Source organism: Paenibacillus sp. FSL H7-0918 (assembly GCF_038007025.1).
Lineage (GTDB): Bacteria > Bacillota > Bacilli > Paenibacillales > Paenibacillaceae > Paenibacillus_AQ > Paenibacillus_AQ odorifer.
Window position 1 is genome coordinate 50,990 of record NZ_JBBOWJ010000003.1, and the last position, 22,077, is coordinate 73,066.

The following is a 22,077-nucleotide window of genomic DNA, read 5'->3' on the forward strand; positions in this document are numbered from 1 at the left end:
ATATTATAACAGAGGCAGCTGATATTCAAATTTTTTTATTGAGGTGAAGATAATGAGTAAAGTTCCTTATGAAGTGTATACAGAGGACGTCGAGGCTCTATCGGTACTTTCCCCGGATGGAGAAATTATCAATAAGGATAAGATGCCAGATTTAACCGATGATCAACTGAAAGAAATTATGTATCGTATGGTATTTACCCGTACTTGGGATGATCGTGCAGTAAACCTTGGCCGTCAAGGTCGCCTTGGTTTCTACGCACCGGTATCCGGTCAAGAAGCTACCATGATTGGTAGTGAGTTCGCTTTGGAGAAAGAAGACTTCTTATGCCCAGGCTACCGTGATATTCCGCAGCTAGTATGGCACGGACTTCCATTGTACCAAGCTTTCTTATATTCCCGCGGTCACCAACATGGTGGAGCTATTCCTGACGGGGTTAATGTATTGATGCCACAAATTATCATCGGTGCGCAAATCCTGCACGCTACTGGTATTGCTATGGGCTTCAAATTGAAAAAACAAAAGAATGTTGCAATTACTTACACTGGTGATGGCGGTTCTTCAGAAGGTGACTTCTACGAAGGCTTGAACTTTGCTGGTCGTTTTAAACTGCCTGTAATCTTCTTTGTTCAAAACAACGGGTATGCGATTACGACTCCGTTCGCTAAACAAACGGCTTCCAAATCGATCGCTCACAAAGCGGTTGCAGCTGGTATTCCAGGGATTAAGGTTGACGGTATGGACATCTTTGCAGTAATCAGTGCTGTACGTGATGCTGCAGAACGTGCACGCAACGGCGAAGGTGCTACATTGATCGAAGCTGTAACTTACCGTTTCCGTCCACACTCCCTTTCTGACGATGCAAGTAAATATCGTTCGAAAGAAGAAGAAGGACAATGGAGTGAAAAGGATCCAATCGCCCGTCTTGCCAAGTATTTGGAGAAGAAAGGTCTTTGGACTGAAGAAGATACACTGCGCGTGAAGGATGAAGCGAAAGCTACTGTTAACGAGCAGATCAAAAAAGCTGAACAAACCGAAAAAATGACAATACCTGGCTTGATCGACAGCATGTTCGAAGTAACACCTAAACATCTGGAAGAGCAAAAAGCCGATTTTGAATAAGGGGGATATCAGGCAATGGCACAAATGAATATGAAAGAAGCGATTCGCGACGCGATGCGCGTTGAACTGAATCGTGACCCTAACGTTCTTATCTTCGGAGAGGATGTTGGTAATGTAGGTGGCGTTTTCCGTGTAACTGAAGGTCTGCAAAAGGAATTTGGCGAAGATCGTATTTTTGATACACCACTAGCTGAGTCCGCTATCGGCGGTCTGGCATTTGGTCTTGGTGTACAAGGCTTCCGTCCGATTGCTGAAATTCAATTCGTAGGTTTTATCTTTGAAGCACTGGATCAAATCGTTGTTCAAGCAGCACGTTTGCGCTGGCGTTCTGGCGGTAAATATAACGCTCCAGTAGTATTCCGTACTCCTTTTGGTGGCGGAGTTAAGGCTGCTGAGCTTCACACTGACTCACTCGAAGGTTTGATCGCACAAAGCCCAGGGATTAAAGTTGTAATTCCTTCAAACCCATATGATGCGAAGGGACTTCTAATCGCGTCTATCCGCGACAATGACCCTGTCTTCTTCATGGAGCACTTGAACCTTTATCATGCATTCCGTGCTGAAGTGCCAGAAGGTGAATATACAGTTGAACTTGGTAAAGCGAACGTAGTACGTGAAGGTTCTGACGTTTCGATCATTACTTACGGGCTGATGGTACATACAGCTACCAAAGCAGCCGAGCAACTCGAAAAAGAAGGCGTTAATGTTGAAATTATCGACCTTCGTACTGTAAGTCCAATCGACATCGATACTATTGTAGCGTCTGTGAAGAAGACTAACCGTGCTATCGTGGTGCAAGAAGCACAAAAGAGTGCGGGTGTAGCTGCTGAAGTTATCGCACAAATCAATGAAAAAGCACTACTGCACTTGGAAGCACCTGTGCTTCGTATCGCAGGTCCTGATACTGTGTATCCATTCGCACAAATAGAAGATACATGGCTTCCAAACCCTGCACGTATTATTGCAGGCGTGAAGAAAGTTTTGGAATTCTAAATATTTTTACGAGAAACAGTTGTCATCCATATGGATGACAACGTTGTTTCATCTTATAAAGTTTAAATCATAAGGTTAGTCCCAATTTCACGAGGAGGTTTTCAAAGTGGCAAAGTTTGAATACCGATTTCCTGAACTAGGTGAAGGTCTGCATGAAGGTGAAATCATCAAAATGCATATCAAAGCCGGTGACAAGGTAACGGATGATGATATCGTAATGGAAGTTCAAAATGACAAGGCGGTAGTTGAGGTGCCTTGCCCAGTAAACGGTACTGTATTGGAAGTTCTGACTAAAGACGGTCAAGTATGCCGTGTCGGTGAAGTAGTGGCTATTATCGAAGCAGAAGGTGACGTGCCTGATCAAGAGGGTGCTGCTACTGAAGCTCCTGCTGCTCAAGCGCCAGCTGCACCAGCTGCTCCAGCATCTAACAAAGCATCGAATTTTGAATATCGCTTCCCTGAGCTGGGTGAAGGTCTGCATGAAGGTGAAATCATCAAAATGCATATCAAAGCCGGTGACAAGGTAACGGATGATGACATCATCATGGAAGTTCAAAATGATAAGGCTGTAGTTGAGGTTCCATGTCCAGTGAATGGTACTGTATTGGAAGTTCTGACTAAAGATGGCCAAGTTTGCCGCGTAGGCGAAGTTGTAGCTATTATCGCTGCTGAAGGCGACGTTCCTGAACAAGAAGGTCATGCATCTGCTGAAGCCGATGCAGCAAAAGGAAGTGCAAACACTACTTCTTCCCCTGCAGCAACAAGCCCTGCTGATGCTAAAGAAGGCGGATCTGCAAGTGTAACACCAGCTCCTGACCGCGATGTTTTGGCTACACCAAGCGTTCGCAAATTTGCTCGTGAGCAAAAAGTGGATATTTCCAAAGTGAACGGAACTGGTAAAGGTGGTAAAATCACTCGTGAAGACGTAGAAGCCTTCTTGAAAGGTGGTTCTACACCAGCAGCTCCTGCAGCAGCAGCGTCGTCTGAAGCTCCTAAGGCTGCTAAAACCGAAGCTAAAGCAGCACCTGCAGCAGCTAGCGGTAACGTTAGTCTTGAAGAAGAACGTGTACCATTCAAGGGTATTCGTAAGGCGATCTCCAACGCAATGGTTAAATCGGCTTACACTGCTCCACACGTAACCATCATGGATGAAGTAGATGTTACTGAACTGGTAGCATTCCGTACACGTATGAAACCTATTGCTGAGAAAAAAGGCGTTAAGGTTACTTACCTTCCATTCATCGTTAAGGCACTTGTTGCAGCTTCCCGTCAATTCCCAGCACTCAATGCTATGATTGATGAAGAAGCAGGCGAAATTGTCTACAAGAAATACTACAATATCGGTATCGCTACTGATACACCAAACGGTTTGATCGTTCCAGTTATCAAAGACGCTGACCGTAAGAGCATTTGGATGATTGCTAGCAGCATCACTGACTTGGCCGTTCGTGGCCGTGACGGTAAATTGTCTGCTAACGAAATGAAGGGCAGCACGATCTCCATCAGTAACATCGGTTCTGCTGGCGGTATGTTCTTTACTCCAATCATCAACTTCCCTGAAGTGGCTATCCTCGGAACTGGCCGTATCAGTGAAAAAGCAGTTGTGAAAAATGGTGAAATCGTAGTTGCTCCAGTGATGGCGTTGTCACTCAGCTTTGACCACCGTATTATCGATGGTGCGACTGCTCAAAACTTTATGAACTACATTAAATCGCTGCTCAATAATCCTGAGCTGCTGGTTATGGAGGTATAATTATGGTAGTAGGAGACGCTTCACTAGATATTGATACATTGGTCATTGGTGCAGGTCCTGGTGGGTATGTGGCGGCAATTCGTGCCGCCCAGCTCGGCCAAAAAGTCCTCATCGTGGATAAATCGGAACTCGGCGGTGTATGTTTGAACCGTGGATGTATTCCTTCTAAAGCCTTGATCGCTGCTGCGCATCAATTTGAATCCGCACAGCATGGTGAAGTTTTCGGCGTTACAGCTGAGAATGTTAAAGTGGATTTTGCCAAAACTCAAGAATTCAAGAACAGCGTAGTTAAAAAAATGACTAGCGGTGTGACTAGCTTGATGAAGGGCAACAAAATTGAAGTATTTAACGGCGAGTGCATGTTTATTAGCGACACAGAAGCACGTGTGTTCAATGATCATGAATCTCCACGTTACCGCTTCAAACACTGCATCATTGCTACAGGTTCCCGTCCAATTGAACTTAAACCTTTCCCATTCGGCGGACGTATTCTGTCTTCGACTGAAGCTCTGGAACTTCCAGAAATTCCGAAGAGCATGATCGTAATCGGTGGTGGATACATCGGTGCCGAGCTTGGTCAAATGTACTCTAAATTTGGCACTAAAGTAACAATCATCGAAGGTTTGGATACTGTACTTCCAGGCTTCGATAAAGATATGACTCGTCTTGTTGCGAAAAACATGGCTAAAACTGGCATCGAAATCGTAACTAACGCTAAAGCTGAAAGTGCTGTTCAGAACGACAAAGAAGTAACCGTGAAATACTCTGTTGGTGGCGAGTCCAAAGAAGTTACAGCAGATTACTTGCTTGTAACTGTAGGTCGTCGTCCTAACACTGACGGTGAACTTGGTCTGGACCTGATCGGTCTTGAGCTCGACGAGCGCGGATTGATCAAAGTTGATCACCAAGGACGCACAAGCATTCCTACCATCTTCGCTATCGGCGACGTTGTTCCAGGTCTTGCTTTGGCTCACAAGGCTTCTTACGAAGGTAAAATCGCTGCTGAAGCAATTGCAGGACTTACATCTGTTGTTGACTACAAAGTCATCCCAGCTGTTGTATTTACAGATCCTGAGTGTTCAAGCGTTGGTTTGACTGAAAAAGAAGCAAAAGACAAAGGCTACAAAGTGAAAAGCGGCAAATTCCCATTCGCAGGAAATGGTCGCGCAGTATCTTTGAACAGCCCAGAAGGCTTCATCAAAATTGTTGCTAACTCCGAGAACAATTTGGTACTGGGAGCTCAAATCGTTGGTATCGAAGCTTCTAACTTGATCGCTGAACTTGGTTTGGCAATCGAAATGGGCGCAACGCTTGAAGATATCGCTTTGACTATTCATGCGCATCCAACCCTTGGCGAAATCGTCATGGAAGCTGCTGAATTGGTTGAAGGTCACCCAATTCATGTAATGAAATAATTTTTCTCCAAAAATTGCTCTAGCAGGCAACAGAAAGGCGGACGCAAATGCGTTCCGCCTTTTTTTGTGTTTTCCACTTTTTTGAAAAGAGATATACTGGGAGGAAGAGCAATTACTTAATCTGTATTTTATAAATATAGGGAGGTTCAATGATGAGAGCTGATAAATTAAAGCCTGGAGATGAGCTGCGTATTATCTCTCCTTCCAGAAGTTTGTCATTAATCGATGCTCAGCAAAGAAAAATCGCTAAAGAGCAGCTTGAACGGTTAGGTTTTCGGATATCCATTTCAACAAATTCTTTTGAGACGGATGATTTTGTTTCCTCTTCTATTGATTCGAGAATTGAGGATTTGCACGAAGCCTTTTTAGACCCCAAAGTGAAAGGAATATTAACGACCATTGGGGGCTTCAATAGTAACCAGCTCCTGCGTTATATAGATTATTCAATCATTGCAGAGAATCCAAAGCGTTTATGTGGTTATTCGGATATTACTGCACTAAGTAATGCGATTTATGCTCAAACAGGATTAGTTACATACTCCGGACCGCATTTTTCCACATTTGCGATGCTCCACGATAATGAATATACCATCGAATATTTCCGCAAGCTGATGATGGACAATAAAGAAATTCTAGTGCAGCCTTCCAGGCATTGGAGTGATGATGAGTGGTATCTGGATCAGGAAAACCGGATATTTATTAAAAATGAAGGTCCGTTCATTATCAATGATGGGGAAGCGAAAGGAACGATTATTGGTGGCAATTTATGCAATTTAAATCTTTTGCAGGGAACAGAGTATATGCCAAGTTTAAAAAATTCTATCTTGTTCATTGAGGATGATTATGAGTCAGCACCTGCAACCTTTGATCGAGATCTGCAATCCCTAATTCATCAGCCTGAGTTTGAAGAGGTCAAAGGGTTGGTGATCGGCAGGTTCCAAAAAGAATCGCGTATGTCAAAGAAGCTGCTGACCACAATTATCCGCTCAAAAGAAGAATTATCCGATATTCCTGTGATTGCAGACGTGGACTTTGGACATACATCGCCGATGATTACCTTTCCTGTGGGTGGACAAGCAAGCCTTCGGGCTTATGGGGCAAGAGTGGAGCTTAGGATAGCGGAGTAGAGATACAATTGCTGAATCAATCCTTTATAATTGAATAGGTAACCCGATTATTAAATATATTTAAAAATTATCTTACCTTCTACAAAAATCGGATTTTTCAGATATAATATATGAGGTGAAATATTACGGAGGTGCAATACTTTGACGAATGAGTTAGAACAAACCTATTTGAATTTTTTACAATATATTTTGGATCATGGTGTGAAAAAAGAAGATCGTACAGGAACTGGTACAATTAGTGTATTTGGTTATCAGATGCGATTTGATTTATCAAAAGGCTTCCCGCTGTTTACAACAAAACGTACACCGTTTCGCTTAATTGCAAGTGAGTTATTGTGGTTTATTAAAGGCGATACCAACATTCGTTATTTATTGAAAAATAATAATCATATTTGGGATGAATGGGCTTTTAAAAGATGGGTTGAATCGGACGAATATGCAGGCACGGATATGACAGACTTCGGGAATCGTTGTTTAGTTGATGAAGATTTTAATCAATTATATCAAGCAGAGATGAAATCATTCTGTGATCGTGTCTTAGAAGATGATGCGTTTGCTGCGAAATATGGCGAGCTAGGAAACGTTTACGGTAAGCAATGGCGGAATTGGACATCTTCAACTGGCGAATCAATTGACCAATTACAAGACGTTATTCATCAGATCAAAACAAATCCTGATTCTCGGCGTTTAATTGTCAGCGCATGGAACCCGGAAGATGTTATAAATGCTGGGACGAAAGGAAGCAAAGCAGCGTTACCGCCCTGCCACGTTATGTTCCAGTTCTACGTTGCAAATGGTAAACTAAGCTGTCACTTGCTGCAACGCAGTGCGGACTCTTTTCTCGGGGCAAACTTCAATATTCCATCTTACTCTTTGCTTACGCATTTAATCGCATACGAATGTGGGCTAGAAGTAGGCGAGTTTGTATACAGCATTAGTGATGCGCATATCTATTCAAACCATGTTGAGCAAGTGAAAGAGCAATTATCAAGAGAATTAAGAGCACTGCCTACACTGGTTATTAATTCACAGAAGAAATCAATTTTTGATATTGAACTGGAAGATCTGGTCATTGAGGGGTACAATCCGCATCCTTCGATAAAAGCGCCGATCGCAGTATAACGTAATTGTAAATGAAGATTCGCAAATATAATTTTTGGCAATATAGTTTTTTACTTTAGTATGGAGGAAGGAGAGAACTTCATGAGTATTAGCTTAATATGGGCAATGGGTGCCAATCATGTCATAGGAAAAGATAACGATATGCCTTGGCATTTGCCGCTGGATTTTGCTTATTTCAAAGCAGAAACATTGGGCAAAAGAATGCTAATGGGCCGCAAAACATGGGATTCGCTCGGAGGCAAGCCCTTGAAGGGCAGAACGAGCCTAATTCTAACTAGAGATACTGATTATTCAGCTGAAGGTGCAGAGGTTCTACACACGCTTGAAGAGGCTCTCAGCGAGGGTAGAAAAGAAGATGAGCTGATGGTAATCGGTGGTGCGGAAATTTACCGGTTGATGTTGCCGTATGCTGACAAGTTGATGTTGACGCAGATCGAACAGGATTTTGAAGGAGATACCCGGTTTCCTGAGATTGACTGGAGGATGTGGAAAGAGGTCTCCAATATCAAGGGAATTCGTGATGAGAAGAATCCGTATGATTACCGTTTCCTTGTTTATGAACGTACGGAATAGCAATAAAACGTTTTCTCTGACATAACATGTGAAATAGTACAAATAATCAGTAGATTTATCCATTACTGTGCAAAAGTGATGAATGTTACTATAATTAAAATTAGAAATGATTATGTATAGGTATAGAATAGAATGTGCAGGTACTTCATTGCGTTGCTGACAACCATACGAAGCCGCAATATGCTACAATGTACTATACTTCAACACGAAGAGAACGGATGGGGGAAACGTAAACATGTCTACACCTACAGGTTTTATGGAGTATAAACGGCAGCTCCCAGGTGATCGGGATCCTGAGCAGCGGGTAAAGGACTGGGAAGAATTCCACCATCATTTATCCGAGGACGAGCTTCGGACACAGGGCGCACGTTGTATGGATTGCGGAACCCCCTATTGCCATACAGGTATTGATATGGCTGGCGGGACCTCAGGTTGTCCAGTACACAATTTAATTCCGGAATGGAATAACTTGGTGTATCGTGGACTCTGGAAAGAAGCACTGGAACGTCTGCATAAGACAAACAACTTTCCTGAATTCACAGGCAGTATTTGTCCCGCTCCCTGTGAAGGCTCTTGCACAGTGGGCCTGATCGGACAGCCGGTAACCATCAAAACAATTGAACTTGCGATCGTTGATAAGGGTTTTGAAGAGGGCTGGGTTGTACCTAATCCACCGGAGAAACGGACTGGCAAAAAAATTGCAATCGTAGGCTCTGGACCTGCTGGACTTGCCGCAGCAGCACAGCTTAACAAGGCTGGACATTCTGTAACTGTATTTGAGCGCAGTGACCGCATTGGCGGACTGCTGACATATGGAATACCTACTATGAAGCTTGATAAAAAAGTTGTACAACGTCGTGTAGATTTGCTGGCTGCTGAAGGGATTAACTTCGTAGTGAACACTGAGATTGGTAAAGACATTCCGGCTCAGCAGCTTGTTGATGAGTATGATGCGGTCGTTCTGTGTGGTGGAGCTACTAAAGCACGCCGTTTCAACATTGAAGGCAGTGAGCTTAAGGGCGTTATGTATGCCATGGATTATTTAAATGGCACGATCAAGAGTTACTTGAATTCCAATCTGGAGGATGGTAACTATGTATCCGCTGAAGGTAAAGATGTAATCGTCTTGGGTGGCGGGGATACAGGATCTGACTGTGTTGCCACAGCGCTTCGTCATGGCTGCGGCAGTATCACTCAATTTGGTACACATGAAAAAGCGCCTCTGCAACGGGATCCGATTGCTAATCCTTGGCCACAATTTCCGAATGTGTACAGCTTGGATTATGCGCAAGAAGAAGCGAAAGCTATTTTTGGCGATGATCCGCGTGAATTCTCTATCATGACCACTAAATTTGTTGGGGATGAAGAGGGGAACTTGAAGGAGCTTCATACGGTGCAGATCCGCCGGATCGTGGATGAGACAGGTCGTAAAATCTACCAGCCCGTTCCTGGAACGGAAGCTGTATATCCTGCTCAACTCGCTCTCATCGCTATTGGTTTCGATGGACCGGAGCAAGATATTGTTGAGGAGCTTAACCTGGAGACTGATCGTCGTACCAATGTGAAAGCACGTTACGGCAAATTCAATACGAACGTGGATAAAGTGTTTGCTGCTGGCGATATGCGTCGTGGTCAAAGCTTGGTGGTCTGGGCCATCAATGAAGGTCGCGAAGCTGCACGTGAAGTGGATAAATACCTGATGGGCTCAAGCGTTCTTGTCTAGGCATTAATTCAAGAAGCCGTTTCAAAAGCAGTTTACCTGCTGGAGAAGCGGCTTTTTTTGGAGCTGACGCTTGACGGAAATATTATTTTCATATAGATTTAATACAATATTTAAATGACAAAAGCATTGACCAAGGACTTACGATCCTAGTAGCGTTAGAACAGAGAGGGAACTCACCGGCTGAAAGGTTCCTCAAATACGTGTGGATGGTATCCTGCCTGGGTAGCTGCAGCGTATAACCGCTGCCGGAATCGGCCGTTATTCGATCGAGGATCGCCAAATCAAGTGTAGACTATGTACGGGCTGGCGGTTAAATAAGGGTGGTATCACGACACATTCGTCCCTGACGAATGTGTCTTTTTGCGTTTAGAGCGTTCATTTTTTAGGGAGGGTACAAATATGCGTCAAAGTAATCTTTTATTAACAACTCTGCGTGAGGCACCTTCAGAGGCGGAGACAAGCAGTCATCAGCTACTGCTGCGTGCGGGATATATCCGCCAATTAGCAGCGGGTGTGTATACTTATTTACCGCTTGGCAGACGAGTTTTACGGAAAATAGAAGCGATTGTGCGGCATGAGATGGATGTCTCTGGGGCTCAGGAGGTATTGATGCCATCTATGCAGCCTGCGGAGCTCTGGAAAGAATCAGGCCGGTATGAGGTATACGGTAAGGAGCTGATGACGCTGCGGGATCGTCATGAGCGGGAATTCATACTAGGTCCTACACATGAGGAAGTAGTAACCACACTCGTACGGAATGAGATCAGCTCCTATCGAAAGCTTCCTATTACCGTATATCAGATTCAGACCAAGTTCCGAGATGAACGCCGACCACGTTTTGGACTGCTGAGAGGCAGAGAGTTTTTGATGAAGGATGCTTACTCTTTTGACACAAACCTGGAAGGTCTAGATAAATCATATATCCAAATGTTCGAGGCTTATCACCGGATATTTGAGCGATGTGGATTGAAATTCCGTGCTGTCCATGCGGATTCCGGTGCGATTGGAGGCGAGGGCGGCAGTCATGAATTTATGGCGCTGGCTGATATTGGGGAGGATACGATTGCTGCATGCACCGTTTGTGATTATGCGGCCAATCTGGAACAGGCAGAGTCCGTGCGGCCTGTAAAAAATGAAGTTGTCATACAAGTACCGGAGATAGAGAAATTCCTCACTCCTGATTTGCGCACAATTGAGCAACTAGAGCAGGAGCTAGATATCCGGCCAGACCAGATTATCAAAACATTAATCTATGAAGGTGACGGACAGATTTTTGCTGTACTGGTCCGGGGTGATCATGAAGTCAATGAAATAAAGGTAAGTAAATATTTAGGAACGAATGAGATTAAGCTTGCTGACTACGAGTCTGTGAAATCCTTAGCGGGCGTTGAAAGTGGATTTGTAGGACCTGTAGGCTTAACGCTTACTGTCCTAGCAGATGCGGCAGTAGCTGATATGACTCAAGGGATTACAGGGGCGGGAGAAAAAGATTATCACTTCCGTAATGTCGTACCCGGCAGAGATTTTTCGCTTGAGCATGTGGGGGATTTTCGGAATGTAGCAGAAGGTGAAGTTTGTCCGCATTGTTTGGAGGGTATTTTGCATTTTCATCAAGGGATTGAAGTGGGTCATGTCTTCAAATTAGGTACTAAATACAGTGAAAAGCTAGGCGCTTCTTACTTAGATTCTTCAGGCAAAAGTCAACCTATGATTATGGGCTGTTACGGAATTGGTATCTCACGGCTTTTATCCGCTATTGCTGAACAGCATCATGATGAGGATGGATTAATGTGGCCAGCAGCATTGGCACCTTATCAGGTTCATATCTTGATAATGTCCGTCAAGGATAGTGAGCAGCGGACGGTTGCCGAAGGTCTCTATGATCAACTAACCAAGCTTGGCATAGAGACGCTGATTGATGATAGGGATGAACGCGCTGGCGTGAAATTTAAAGATTCAAGCTTGATCGGGATACCTCTATCAATAGTTGTGGGCAAGGAAGCATCACAGGGAAGAGTAGAGTATCTGAACCGAAACACAGCGGGGAAAGAAGTCTTAGAAATTATGGAAGCTGTGTCTCGGATCAAACAATTCTATTCACCGCTGATATAAATGATCTTTTTTCATTTAATGGGAATGCCAATGATCAGGGCAGGAGAGTGTTGCTGGTAATTTTGTGAGAGTATTGCCTTTTGCCGCATTGATCTGTGCCTGAGTGAGAAAGAGAGCTTCTGCTAAATTAGCACCTCTGAGGTCAGTATCGCGAAAGTCTGCCCCAATAAGGTCTGCACCTCTGAGATCAGCGTCCCTAAGGTCTGCGGCTATTAAATAGGCTCCTCTCAAATTGGCGCCTCTGAGATCGGCTCCTTTGAGCTTAGCTCCCATAAGGTCGGCACCTCGACTGAAATTCTTCGCTGATTTTTTTAGTTTACGGCGAGCCTCAGTTCGTACAAGCTCACTGACCTGCAACAGTAACATATTGATTTTTGCTCGATGAGCGGCAACATCCACTTTTGCAAGTGCTTCAGGATTAAGTAAAGTGAGCTGTTCCGTTTCATCGAGAGCTGTTTGCAGCTCCGTATGGATTGTACGGGTTATTTCTAAGTTTAAAGATTCATGTAAATACCAGAGCAGCTCGTGCAAATGCCACATGATCGGAAATACCTCGAACATTTGCTTCGCAGTTTTCGGCTTTTTCCTCCAGTCTTCTCCAGCATAAGTGACTTGAGAAATCTTTTGCCCAGCTCCAAAACAGTCATAGACCGTGCAACCACGGTAGCCTAATTCTCTTAGCTCTGTATGTACACCACAGCGAAAGTCCGACTGTAGATTGTGACATGGCTGTCCAGCGTCTTTGTCTCTAGCGAAATCTATGGAAGCAGCAAAAGGCAATGCGGCACAACACAAGCCAAAGCACTGCTCACAATCCGCCTTCAGGGCAGAGAGCCTTCGATCAGAAAAAGGTTCAGTAAATCTGTGATTCTCATACAAGGTTTGTTTCCCTCCGATATATGAATACGCTTATACCAACTTATTTTAAATCAAACGAAAGATTATGAAAAGTCCGGTCGATTAAAAAAAACTGAGGTTAATGTTATAATAGAGTACTGGACCTATTTTGGACTTAAGAACGAGAAGGTAAGGAGCGAATGTTTTTGAAGACACTTATTATTGCGGAGAAACCGGACATGGGGCGGAATATCGCCGCCGCAATAGAACCAAAGGCTAAAAATTACCGTTCCTATCTTGAAGGGGAGCAGTACATTATTACATGGGCAATAGGGCATCTAATCGGATTGGCTGAGCCGGATGCATATGATGTGAAATACAAAAAATGGAATATTAATGATCTTCCCATTATTCCGGACCCATTCAAGCTAGTTCCTAATGCGCGCACCATTGATCAGCTGAAGGTAATCGGAGAGCTGGCTAAACGAAGCGATCTGCTAGTAAATTCTTGTGATGCCGGGCGAGAAGGCCAGCATATATTTTCGCTCATTCAGCGGCATTTGAAGCTTGAACATCCTGTGAAGCGGCTGTGGATTTCCGATTTGACACCAGAGACAATCCGCAAAGGCTTTCAAGAGCTAAAGGATGGGGCGGAGTACGAGAATCTAACCAAAGCAGCAAAAGCGCGCAGTGAAGCCGATTGGTTAATCGGTATGAACGGATCACGTGCATTTACTACGAAACATAATGTGCTGCTGTCGGTGGGGAGAGTTCAGACCCCAGTACTTGCACTTATTTATGATCGCCAGAAGACGATTGAGGCGTTCTCATCCCTTAAGTTTTTTGAGGTGGAGGGCCATTTTACACAAAATGAAATGACCTATAAAGGCATGTGGCAGGGTGACCGGCTGACTGATGGTGAGAAGGCGGAGGCGCTGGCTGCCAAGGTCAAAGGAAAACCGGGACGTATTGAATCTTATGAGGTTAAGGAAACGAAAGAGTACCCGAATAAACTGTATGATTTAACGCTGTTGCAGCGGGAGGCGAATGGGAAGTACGCTTTTTCCGCTAAAAAAACACTCGATATCGCACAAGCCTTATATGAAAAGCATAAGGTGATATCCTATCCGCGGACGAATTCTAACTATGTTACAGAACAAAATATTCCGGAGATGCATAAGACTTTATCTGCGCTCCAAGGGACGGCTTATGATGAATGGGTGAAGGGCGCGAATCGTAATCTCGTTCATAAAGGAAACAAATTTATCTGCAATCCCTCCAAGGTAGAGGATCACCATGCGATTTTGCCTACATATCGGAAAGCAACAGGGCTTAGTGCGGATGAGGGAAAGCTGTATGATTTGATTGTGCGGCGCTTTTTGTCACAGTTCTATCCGGCTGCGGAATATAAAGTGCATACGGTTATGACTGATGTAGAGGACGAAAAGTTCAAAACTACTGCTAAGGAATTATTAAACCTCGGTTGGAAGGTTATTTACGCGGACCAGAAAAAAGATAAAGCGAAGTCGTCCAAGGGAAAAAACAAGGATGATGAGGAAGACGAAGAGATTGAAGTGAATGAACCGTTCGCAATCGCTCCGGCAGATGAGGTGATCTGTAGTGACGCTATCGTTAAAGAGAAAGATACACAGCCGCCAAAACACTATACGGAAGGCACGCTGCTTAGAGCGATGGAAAGTGCCGGAAAGCAGATTGAGGACGAAGAGCTTCGGGATGCTATGAAGGATTCAGGGCTGGGTACTCCCGCCACCCGTGCTGCAACCATTGAACGGCTTAAGAATGTCGGATACATTGAAATGCAAGGCAAAAAAATCGCCATCACGCAAAAAGGACGAACGGCTATTGAACTGATACGTGGAGCGGGCATCGAGCTGTTGACTTCACCTGAAATGACCGGCCAGTGGGAACGTCGCTTGAACGAGATATCCAGAGGTACGGCGTCGGATGGACAATTTATGGAGAATGTAAAAAGATTTGCCTGCATGATCGTGGACAAGGTTCGTGTGCAGTCTCGGGCGTCCAAAACTTCTTTTGAAGGGGAAACTCCTTCTGTGAATACAGGGGCTAAAGGTCGGAGTGGTGGAGGTACATCTCGTAAAACCAGCGATAAACCTGCCGCGCCAAGAAAACGTAAACCAGCTAACGAAGAAGAATCAGCAAATTCAGGTCCGAAAATTATCGGAAACTGCCCGCGTCCTGGCTGTGGCGGGATGATTTTTATGGGTAAAAAAGGCTACGGCTGCTCTCATTACAAAGAAGGCTGCAAGTTCGTGATCTGGAAAGAGAACCACGGGCGTACCCTTACAGATACACAAGTAAAGGCATTGATTGAAAAGGGCCGTACGGGTAAGCTGAAGCTTGCGAGCGAAGACGGCACCCCGCTGGAAGGCAAACTTGTGCTTAATAATATGGATACGGGTCAATTAACAGTGGAGTCATAGTCTGACTGGAAGTTTATATGGAACACGGGTGATTACATCACATTTGCATGTACGAAGCCGCTAGCGGACACAGATGACCCAAAACGCGGGAATACGTCCTTTTTGGACTGCTATCGGACCGCATAGTCGTTATTGGCATGAAAAGGGCTATATATGCACCGCTTGCGGGAGAATAGCAGCACTGGAGTCCGCAAACTTGCTCCACCGGCAATAAATTCGCCAATAGCTTCAGCTGGGTCCGTAGTCAAGACTATTAGTCGGACTCGCCGTATATGGGATATGGTTTCGGTGACAGCTGTGCTTGACCATATCTTTTCCACATAAAATTCATTAGTTAAAGAGTGTAGGACATACCTATCTTAAACGGGATGTAGTAACTTGTGCAGACAAGATATTATGATTACGTAGGGGGCTGATCTTCACTCTTTTTCTATCCTGCGGGATAAATCCAGAGGTTACATTATGATAGGGCAGTATAGTCACTACTAGAATGGAAGGAAGGATGACAACATGGGAATGCGTGGATATTACTTTGCTATGGATGACAACCTAGTGCAACAAATTGTTACAGGCGACATTGCATTGAATAGCTTGAAAATAGACGATTATCCCGGACTGGACATTGATAGATCCTGGGAGGCGATTCACTACTTGCTTTGTGGAGTTATTTCCGATGGAGATGCCCCTCTTAGTTATGTTGTTCCGCTGACATCAGACAAAGGCATCGATTTTGGCTCATTCGGGGCGTTTTCCTTACGTGCCAAGCAAGTTGCAGAAGCGCATCAGGTTATTTCTGAGCTGGATGAAGCGCAGCTCCGCTTGCGGTATGATTTCCCGGCCATGGTTAAGGAAGAAGTATATCCTCTTGAACCTGATATTGTTTCAGACGAGGATAAGGATGCGTTCTTTGCCTACCTGCTACAGCATTTTAACGAAATCCGGCGCTTCTACAGCCAAACTGTAGCCGAGGGCAAAGGTCTCATCTTTTATATTTTCTGATTCTAACCAAAAGACGACACACGTCTCCTGATTCCATTGAGCGAGATAAAAAATAGAACCTTGGACTGATGAAGATTATGACGATTTGAGAAATAATGACCAATTACGGGAAACGGTAGGTTCAATTAATCAATGAGACGAAGAGGGGGAAACAAAAATGAAGACGATCAAGTGTATGATGGACCACCTTTACTGGGCGGACGCACGAATCTTAGAAGCGCTCGAGGAGAGTGAGATGAAGAACAAGGACCTTCTGAAGCTGGTTCGGCATGTCGCGGTTGCGGAACGAGTCTGGCTGTCCCGATTGCAGGGCAAGGGTAGTGCGCAATATTCGTTGTGGGAGGAAGCAGAGGACCTGACGGCGATCCGAACGATGTTCGAAGAAAACGCCGAGCAATATCGTGTGTATATCGAAGGGCTCGAGGAATCTGATTTGGACGTGAGGGTCGATTATGCGAACCAGAACGGAGTCCCGTTCCAAACGTCCGTCCGGGATATCTTGTCGCAGGTCATTTTACATGGGCAATATCACCGGGGACAGATCAACCGGGCACTTCGGATGGAATTGGCAGAACCTGTCCAAGTCGATTACATCACGTTCGCCAGACTCTAACAGGGCCTAATCATCACCATTACCTGGAATGAGATGGGCATTGAACTCCTCCGAAATGATTTAGTTTACTCATGCAGGCTCATGAATTCGTAGGATTTTACCTTTAGCTAAATGTGAGATAAGAAGGAAATTGAAGAGGCGGGGCTTGGAACAACTGTAAGGGCATGTGATTTTCACTCCCATGTCTCAACGGGTCCGAGCCCTTTTGTTTAATGCCTCCCGATACTCCATGCTTCTTGTCCATCCTGCGAATGCATGACACGCTTAAGCTGCTTGCGGAAATAACTTTGACAGAACGATAGGGTTATACACCGACCACTAAATGCAAAGAGGAAATCTGAGATTCAATATGTATTCCTTAACGATCCAAACGAAATAGTGGTACCGTTTCATGATGAGATTCCGAAATAGTAGGACCAAAACGTTTGAATTGTCATCTCTTTTCCGCAAGTAGAATCAAGCAATGCAAATTCCATTACTCTACAATGACTATAGAGTGGTTGAAACGAGGTGAACAGACCAATTGTACGAGTGGCACAAGCAAATCCAAATAATCGTTAATGAAATTGACGAGTGTATTAAGAATCGTAACAGTGAAGCAATAACGCTACGATTTCTTTCTCACAAGTTAGGTTATTCCGAATTTCATACTACGAGAAAATTTAAGGAAATATCGGGAATGCAATTTAGGGATTATCTACGGCATAGAAAATTAGCCTTTGCACTAAAAGAGGTTCGGGATAGTGAAAAGAGCATTTTGGATATTGCTTTTGATTATGGTTTTTCATCACATGAAGCTTTTACCAGGGCTTTCAAGGGAACATATGGTGTAACTCCAAGTGAATACCGGAAAAAGCCTATGCCTGTCGCCCTTCGTACAAAAATAAACTCTTTCGACCGCTACTTTTTCGGATTTGGAGAGATTGGTATGATGAAATCTACAGATGATCTTAACATTTATTTTGTAACCATTCCCACTCACAAATTTTTGCACATTAAAAACTATGAGAGTAATGGGTATTGGGATTTTTGGCAAAAGCAAAATCTTATTACAGGACAGGACTGCGAAACAATTTGCGGCTTACTCGATAGTATCAAGGGCAAATTGGATGACGATGGCGGGAGTGAATCTAACGGTGGCAGCGGTCAGATTATGGCTTACATTAATGACCCGGATGGCAGACTCTGCGATTGGGGTATTCCACGTACAGAGTGTTTTGGTGTACGTCTTCCTTTTGATTATAAAGGTGAAGTACCTCCACAAATGCTTATGATTGATGTTCTCGAAGCCGAGTATATTGTTTTTGAACATGGACCATTCAATTATGAGCAGGAAAATCGTAGTGTAGAGGAAAAGATGGAAAGGGCAATGGCAACTTTTAATTTTGCAGACACTGGTTACTGCTTTGATACTTCCCCTGGGAGAATCATTTACGTTTATCACGATCCGGAGCGGTTTTTGAAGTATATCAGGCCAGTAGTGAAGTTGACCTCTAAGCTAATCGAAACAGATTAAGCAGGTAAGTAAAAGGTTGGTGCTATGTGCTGATGAAGAAAATAAGCAGACCGGAGTGTAGTCTCCGCATTCATATCGTCGCATGATTAGTTAGATTATCTGCTTTAGAAGCAATATAAGTTTAAAGGTCCTTATTGTTGTTTGAATTATTGACAGATAGATCTGGAAAAGCCGTTCAGAGAACTGCCGGTTAGTGCGAGGCAGCGGATATCCGAATCCAAAAATCACCTCAGAGCTGTCCCCCGAATTATAGTAGATGGGACCGGGATTCTACCGTTACAAAGAAGCATCGTTGTTGGACGATGGCTTAGAGGACGTTTATTATAAACGTCAATCAGGGTGGTAACGCGGAGCAACTCCGTCCCTAATGGGATGGGTTTTTTTGCGTCTTCATTAATTAATTATTAAATTGGCAGGCGAAAAATCAACAAACCGTAAGAAGAACAATTGGTTCGAAAAATCCGGTAAAACGTTGAGCAGATGAAAGGGGGATATTGCAATGCAATTCAAGTTGTATACGGATGTGTATGAGTTTTATAATGATACCTATGGTATGTTGATGCGTCATGAAGCACAAAATTTGATTCCTCTTGGCAATATCATAATTGGACATGAAGGAAAAGACAAAACAGACTGGCGTGACCCTGTAAATTGGCTTATGGTAACGATTTCAGATGCTAGGGGCATACAACTTACCGCCATAATGACACCGCCACACAATATTACGCTTTATGCAACAGACAACATAATTAACCCAGAAGCTATAAACTGTCTGGTAGATGGGCTGAAAGACCGTGAAATTCCAGGTGTGATGACCGAAAAAACCTTGGCAGAGTATTTTGCCAAAGAATATACTTTGCGCAAGGGAACAACCTTTAAAACAATCATGACCCAACGTATATATGAACTTACGGCAGTAAACCCAGACATTCAAAAGGTTGGTATCGTTCGATTACTAGATAAAAAGGATATTCACTTTTTCCCTTACTGGGCTGAAGCATTTTATGCAGCGGGGAGTTATGGTAAAACAGAAATGTCCATCCCGCAAGATGCAGACCCTTACCTCTACCGAATAGCATCGAAAAAACTATATATTTTAGAGGACAACGGGATACCCGTTTCTATGGCAGGATATACAAGGGAGATGCAGACGGCTATTGGCGTGGCATTTGTATATACCCCTCCATATGAGCGCGGAAAGGGTTACGCAACTTCAATTGTGGCGCAAATAAGCCAACTTGCATTGGATAAAGGGTTTACTAGATGCGTCTTATATACCGACTTAGCAAATCCCACATCTAATAGCATTTATCAAAAGATAGGCTATATGCCAATCTGTGATTCGCTTCAGTTAAAATTTGAATAGTAGAATGATGCGGACAGAACTTCTACTACTTTTGAAAATAAGAGCAGAATATTCACTACGGATTGAAGATCTTGAAGGTCGATTGATCAAGCTTTGGGAGAAATATAGAGTTACAACCAAATGCAACTGTTTAACTCCGGGGTTGACGAGGTATAAAAAAATGAGTTGACATAAAAGTAGTTAGGGGCCATACTACATATATGAACAACAATAATAAAAAAATAAACGACATTGAGGCTATTCCCTCGCTTGTACAATCCAAGCGTCAGATTGATCGCTATAACCTAGACATAGACGCACAGGCTATACTCGTCGCGTCTAGGCTAATGGCAGCGGGAGCCATGCTTGGACACGCCTCGGAGATTCATTTCTCTAGATTCGGTTTATCAACAGGGCGTTATCGTTTATTGGCAGATCTTGAAGATAACGAAGGAGAAGAGTTGCCTTCGCAATTAGCGGAGCATCTAGGAGTTACACGTGCTACAGTGACTGGTCTTATCGACATTCTTGAACGAGATGGGCTAGTATCTCGGCGATTAAGCTCAGACGATGGCCGTCAGAAATCAGTCGTTTTAACGGAAGAAGGAGCGAAGAAGCTCCGTGAAATGGCTCCTGAGCATTTCGCTCGGCTGGAAGCTATGGTGGGGTTGCTCAACATCGAAGAACGCAGCGTATTTCTCGACTTGCTAGGTCGAGTTACACAAGGCATTTCAGCACTTACGGGCGAATTAGGCTCGAAACCAAAGGGGAAACATCAGTAATGAGTAGAATTGGGCTAGTGAAGCTAGCCTATTTTTACTCTTATATAGTTAGGCGCCTAATTATAGTTCGCTGAAATCAATCGTTGAACTATTTCAAAGAAGAAGGGAGCAAGTAAATGAAACAGATGAAATACCCGAATCAGACAGATGATGTTTACAGCATCAAGGCTGTTGGTTCCAAGAAAAAGACTTTTGTACTATGGCGTGAAGTTGTAATGGCCTATGCTGCTCCTGCCATTATGGCAGGTATCGGGGGATTGGTTACTGCAGATAGGGGGCTTCAAATAGCGGCATTGACCACTATTGGCGGTGCATCCGCCTTGATGGCCTTGATGATTGGACTTTTGTTGCATAGTCGAGTGGGCCATTTGCGATGGGTCATCGGTGCACCTCACTTGGTTGTGGTAGGGGTATTCGCAATGGCCGGGTCCTCATTTGGGCTATACGCTGCATGGGTGACATCTGTTGTAGTAGAAATTATGATACCGAGTAATCACTTGGTCTGGGTAAATCGTGTCTGGATCGATTTCCCGTTGTCTGGATTCATAGCGAGCACGATAGTGACATGGCGGTGGCGACTTGCCGTCACAACTAATTTTTCATCCAAAAGGAGAAGATAAAAATGATAGTTATTATGGGAGCAACAGGTACGATTGGAAGTGCGCTTTTGGAACGTTTGGTTGATCTTGGTGTACCTGTCAGGGCGCTGAGTAGAGAGCCAGAGAAGTTGCGTGATCAAATCGGAGAAAAAAGCCGATCAATTATCGAGGTCGCTTTTGTGGATGCTTCTGACCCTACATCGGTGCGCCGCGCGTTTACAGGTGCTAGCCAGCTCTTCCTTGCCATGTCCAACAGTCCAAGACAAATCGAATTGGAAACCTCAATCATTCAGATTGCCACCGAATCTGGAATCAAACATATCGTAAAAATATCCAGTCCAGCCTTTGAGCAGAGCGCTCCAGTGGCAGTGGCGGGCTGGCATCAAGAAATTGAGAACACGTTGAGAGTATCGGGTATCACCCATACCGTATTGCGCCCTTATGCGTTCATGCAAAATTTAATGCGCTTTGCACCAACGATCACAACCCAAAATGTTTTCTTCGGCTCTATGGGCGTTTCACCGTGTAACTTTATTGACTGTCGCGATATTGCAGACGTTGCCGCAGAAGTTCTGACCAACGACAAGGTATCAGGCCATATATATACGCTTACTGGTTCGGAGATTTTCAGTTATCCCCAGATCGCGAGTCGACTATCTGCCCTGCTTAATCGGCCGATAAGTTACATCAACATGGAACCTCAAGTACTACTCCGTAATCTTATTGAGCATGGGAATCTGCCTCCTTGGCTCGCGAACCACGTTGTGGAAATTCAAACCATGTCTAGGATGGTGCCAGAAAGTCCAAATGACACTGTGAAGCGTTTACTCGGCAGAGATCCACGCACACTAGACGCCTTTCTACATGAGTGTGTAGATAATTTCCGGTAGAGGCGGAGTCCACCTATTCTGATATTTGTATCGATAACAGTATTTTATTCCGATTCCCATATCTAAATGGTTCAGAGTGTATCCCAAAGGTCATAA

18 protein-coding genes are annotated in these 22,077 nt (G+C 44.1%); 17 read left to right on the top strand and 1 reads right to left on the bottom strand.

All coding sequences use genetic code 11. From position 1 onward, the window contains the following. Nucleotides 1–52: 52 nt before the first annotated feature. The 9 genes from pdhA to MHI15_RS20165 all read left to right on the top strand — a co-directional run bounded on the left by pdhA (nucleotide 53) and on the right by MHI15_RS20165 (nucleotide 11,938). The gene (gene pdhA, locus MHI15_RS20125) at nucleotides 53–1,120 is read left to right on the top strand and encodes a pyruvate dehydrogenase (acetyl-transferring) E1 component subunit alpha (RefSeq protein WP_038571556.1); all 1,068 of its coding nucleotides are present in this window, start codon (nucleotides 53–55) and stop codon (nucleotides 1,118–1,120) included. 15 nt (nucleotides 1,121–1,135) lie between these two features. After that, the gene (locus MHI15_RS20130; protein ID WP_038571553.1) at nucleotides 1,136–2,113 is read left to right on the top strand and encodes an alpha-ketoacid dehydrogenase subunit beta; all 978 of its coding nucleotides are present in this window, start codon (nucleotides 1,136–1,138) and stop codon (nucleotides 2,111–2,113) included. Between the two features lie 106 nt (nucleotides 2,114–2,219). Next, entirely contained in the window at nucleotides 2,220–3,866 is a 1,647-nt protein-coding gene (locus MHI15_RS20135; RefSeq protein WP_076184428.1) for a 2-oxo acid dehydrogenase subunit E2, read from the top strand. Between the two features lie 2 nt (nucleotides 3,867–3,868). Beyond that, nucleotides 3,869–5,281, top strand: coding sequence for a dihydrolipoyl dehydrogenase (gene lpdA / locus MHI15_RS20140; RefSeq protein WP_036687684.1), 1,413 nt, complete (start codon nucleotides 3,869–3,871; stop codon nucleotides 5,279–5,281). A 152-nt stretch (nucleotides 5,282–5,433) separates the two neighbouring features. After that, entirely contained in the window at nucleotides 5,434–6,408 is a 975-nt protein-coding gene (locus MHI15_RS20145; protein ID WP_341164765.1) for a S66 family peptidase, read from the top strand. Between the two features lie 141 nt (nucleotides 6,409–6,549). Further along, on the top strand, nucleotides 6,550–7,530 hold the full coding sequence (locus tag MHI15_RS20150; protein WP_076190191.1) for a thymidylate synthase: 981 nt from the start codon (nucleotides 6,550–6,552) through the stop codon (nucleotides 7,528–7,530). An 81-nt stretch (nucleotides 7,531–7,611) separates the two neighbouring features. Then, the gene (locus MHI15_RS20155; protein WP_076130027.1) at nucleotides 7,612–8,103 is read left to right on the top strand and encodes a dihydrofolate reductase; all 492 of its coding nucleotides are present in this window, start codon (nucleotides 7,612–7,614) and stop codon (nucleotides 8,101–8,103) included. 235 nt (nucleotides 8,104–8,338) lie between these two features. After that, entirely contained in the window at nucleotides 8,339–9,826 is a 1,488-nt protein-coding gene (locus MHI15_RS20160; protein WP_076130028.1) for a glutamate synthase subunit beta, read from the top strand. A gap of 399 nt (nucleotides 9,827–10,225) precedes the next feature. Continuing rightward, nucleotides 10,226–11,938, top strand: a complete 1,713-nt coding sequence (locus MHI15_RS20165) for a proline--tRNA ligase (protein ID WP_076279319.1) — start codon at nucleotides 10,226–10,228, stop codon at nucleotides 11,936–11,938. Between the two features lie 15 nt (nucleotides 11,939–11,953). Here the strand turns inward: MHI15_RS20165 and MHI15_RS20170 are convergent, their stop codons facing one another. Further along, the gene (locus MHI15_RS20170) at nucleotides 11,954–12,817 is read right to left on the bottom strand and encodes a pentapeptide repeat-containing protein (RefSeq protein ID WP_341164766.1); all 864 of its coding nucleotides are present in this window, start codon (nucleotides 12,815–12,817) and stop codon (nucleotides 11,954–11,956) included. Between the two features lie 164 nt (nucleotides 12,818–12,981). On the opposite strand from MHI15_RS20170, the gene MHI15_RS20175 reads away from it, so the two are divergent. The 8 genes from MHI15_RS20175 (at nucleotide 12,982) to MHI15_RS20210 (ending at nucleotide 21,981) form a co-directional block, all read left to right on the top strand. After that, entirely contained in the window at nucleotides 12,982–15,237 is a 2,256-nt protein-coding gene (locus MHI15_RS20175; RefSeq protein ID WP_341164767.1) for a type IA DNA topoisomerase, read from the top strand. 516 nt (nucleotides 15,238–15,753) lie between these two features. Beyond that, on the top strand, nucleotides 15,754–16,236 hold the full coding sequence (locus MHI15_RS20180; protein ID WP_256717482.1) for a YfbM family protein: 483 nt from the start codon (nucleotides 15,754–15,756) through the stop codon (nucleotides 16,234–16,236). Nucleotides 16,237–16,393: 157 nt separating this feature from the next. After that, complete coding sequence (locus MHI15_RS20185) at nucleotides 16,394–16,849, top strand: DinB family protein (protein ID WP_076304099.1); 456 nt, start codon at nucleotides 16,394–16,396, stop codon at nucleotides 16,847–16,849. 523 nt (nucleotides 16,850–17,372) lie between these two features. Next, nucleotides 17,373–18,365: a helix-turn-helix transcriptional regulator gene (locus tag MHI15_RS20190; protein WP_341164768.1), complete on the top strand. Its 993-nt coding sequence runs from the start codon at nucleotides 17,373–17,375 to the stop codon at nucleotides 18,363–18,365. A gap of 499 nt (nucleotides 18,366–18,864) precedes the next feature. Then, entirely contained in the window at nucleotides 18,865–19,731 is an 867-nt protein-coding gene (locus MHI15_RS20195; RefSeq protein ID WP_076190195.1) for a GNAT family N-acetyltransferase, read from the top strand. A 200-nt stretch (nucleotides 19,732–19,931) separates the two neighbouring features. Then, entirely contained in the window at nucleotides 19,932–20,492 is a 561-nt protein-coding gene (locus MHI15_RS20200) for a MarR family winged helix-turn-helix transcriptional regulator (protein ID WP_076279322.1), read from the top strand. Nucleotides 20,493–20,608: 116 nt separating this feature from the next. Beyond that, nucleotides 20,609–21,112 carry a hypothetical protein gene (locus tag MHI15_RS20205; protein WP_341164769.1) on the top strand — a complete coding sequence of 168 codons (504 nt, stop codon included), beginning with the start codon at nucleotides 20,609–20,611 and terminating at the stop codon, nucleotides 21,110–21,112. Between the two features lie 2 nt (nucleotides 21,113–21,114). Then, nucleotides 21,115–21,981: an SDR family oxidoreductase gene (locus MHI15_RS20210; RefSeq protein WP_280753130.1), complete on the top strand. Its 867-nt coding sequence runs from the start codon at nucleotides 21,115–21,117 to the stop codon at nucleotides 21,979–21,981. Nucleotides 21,982–22,077: the final 96 nt, after the last annotated feature.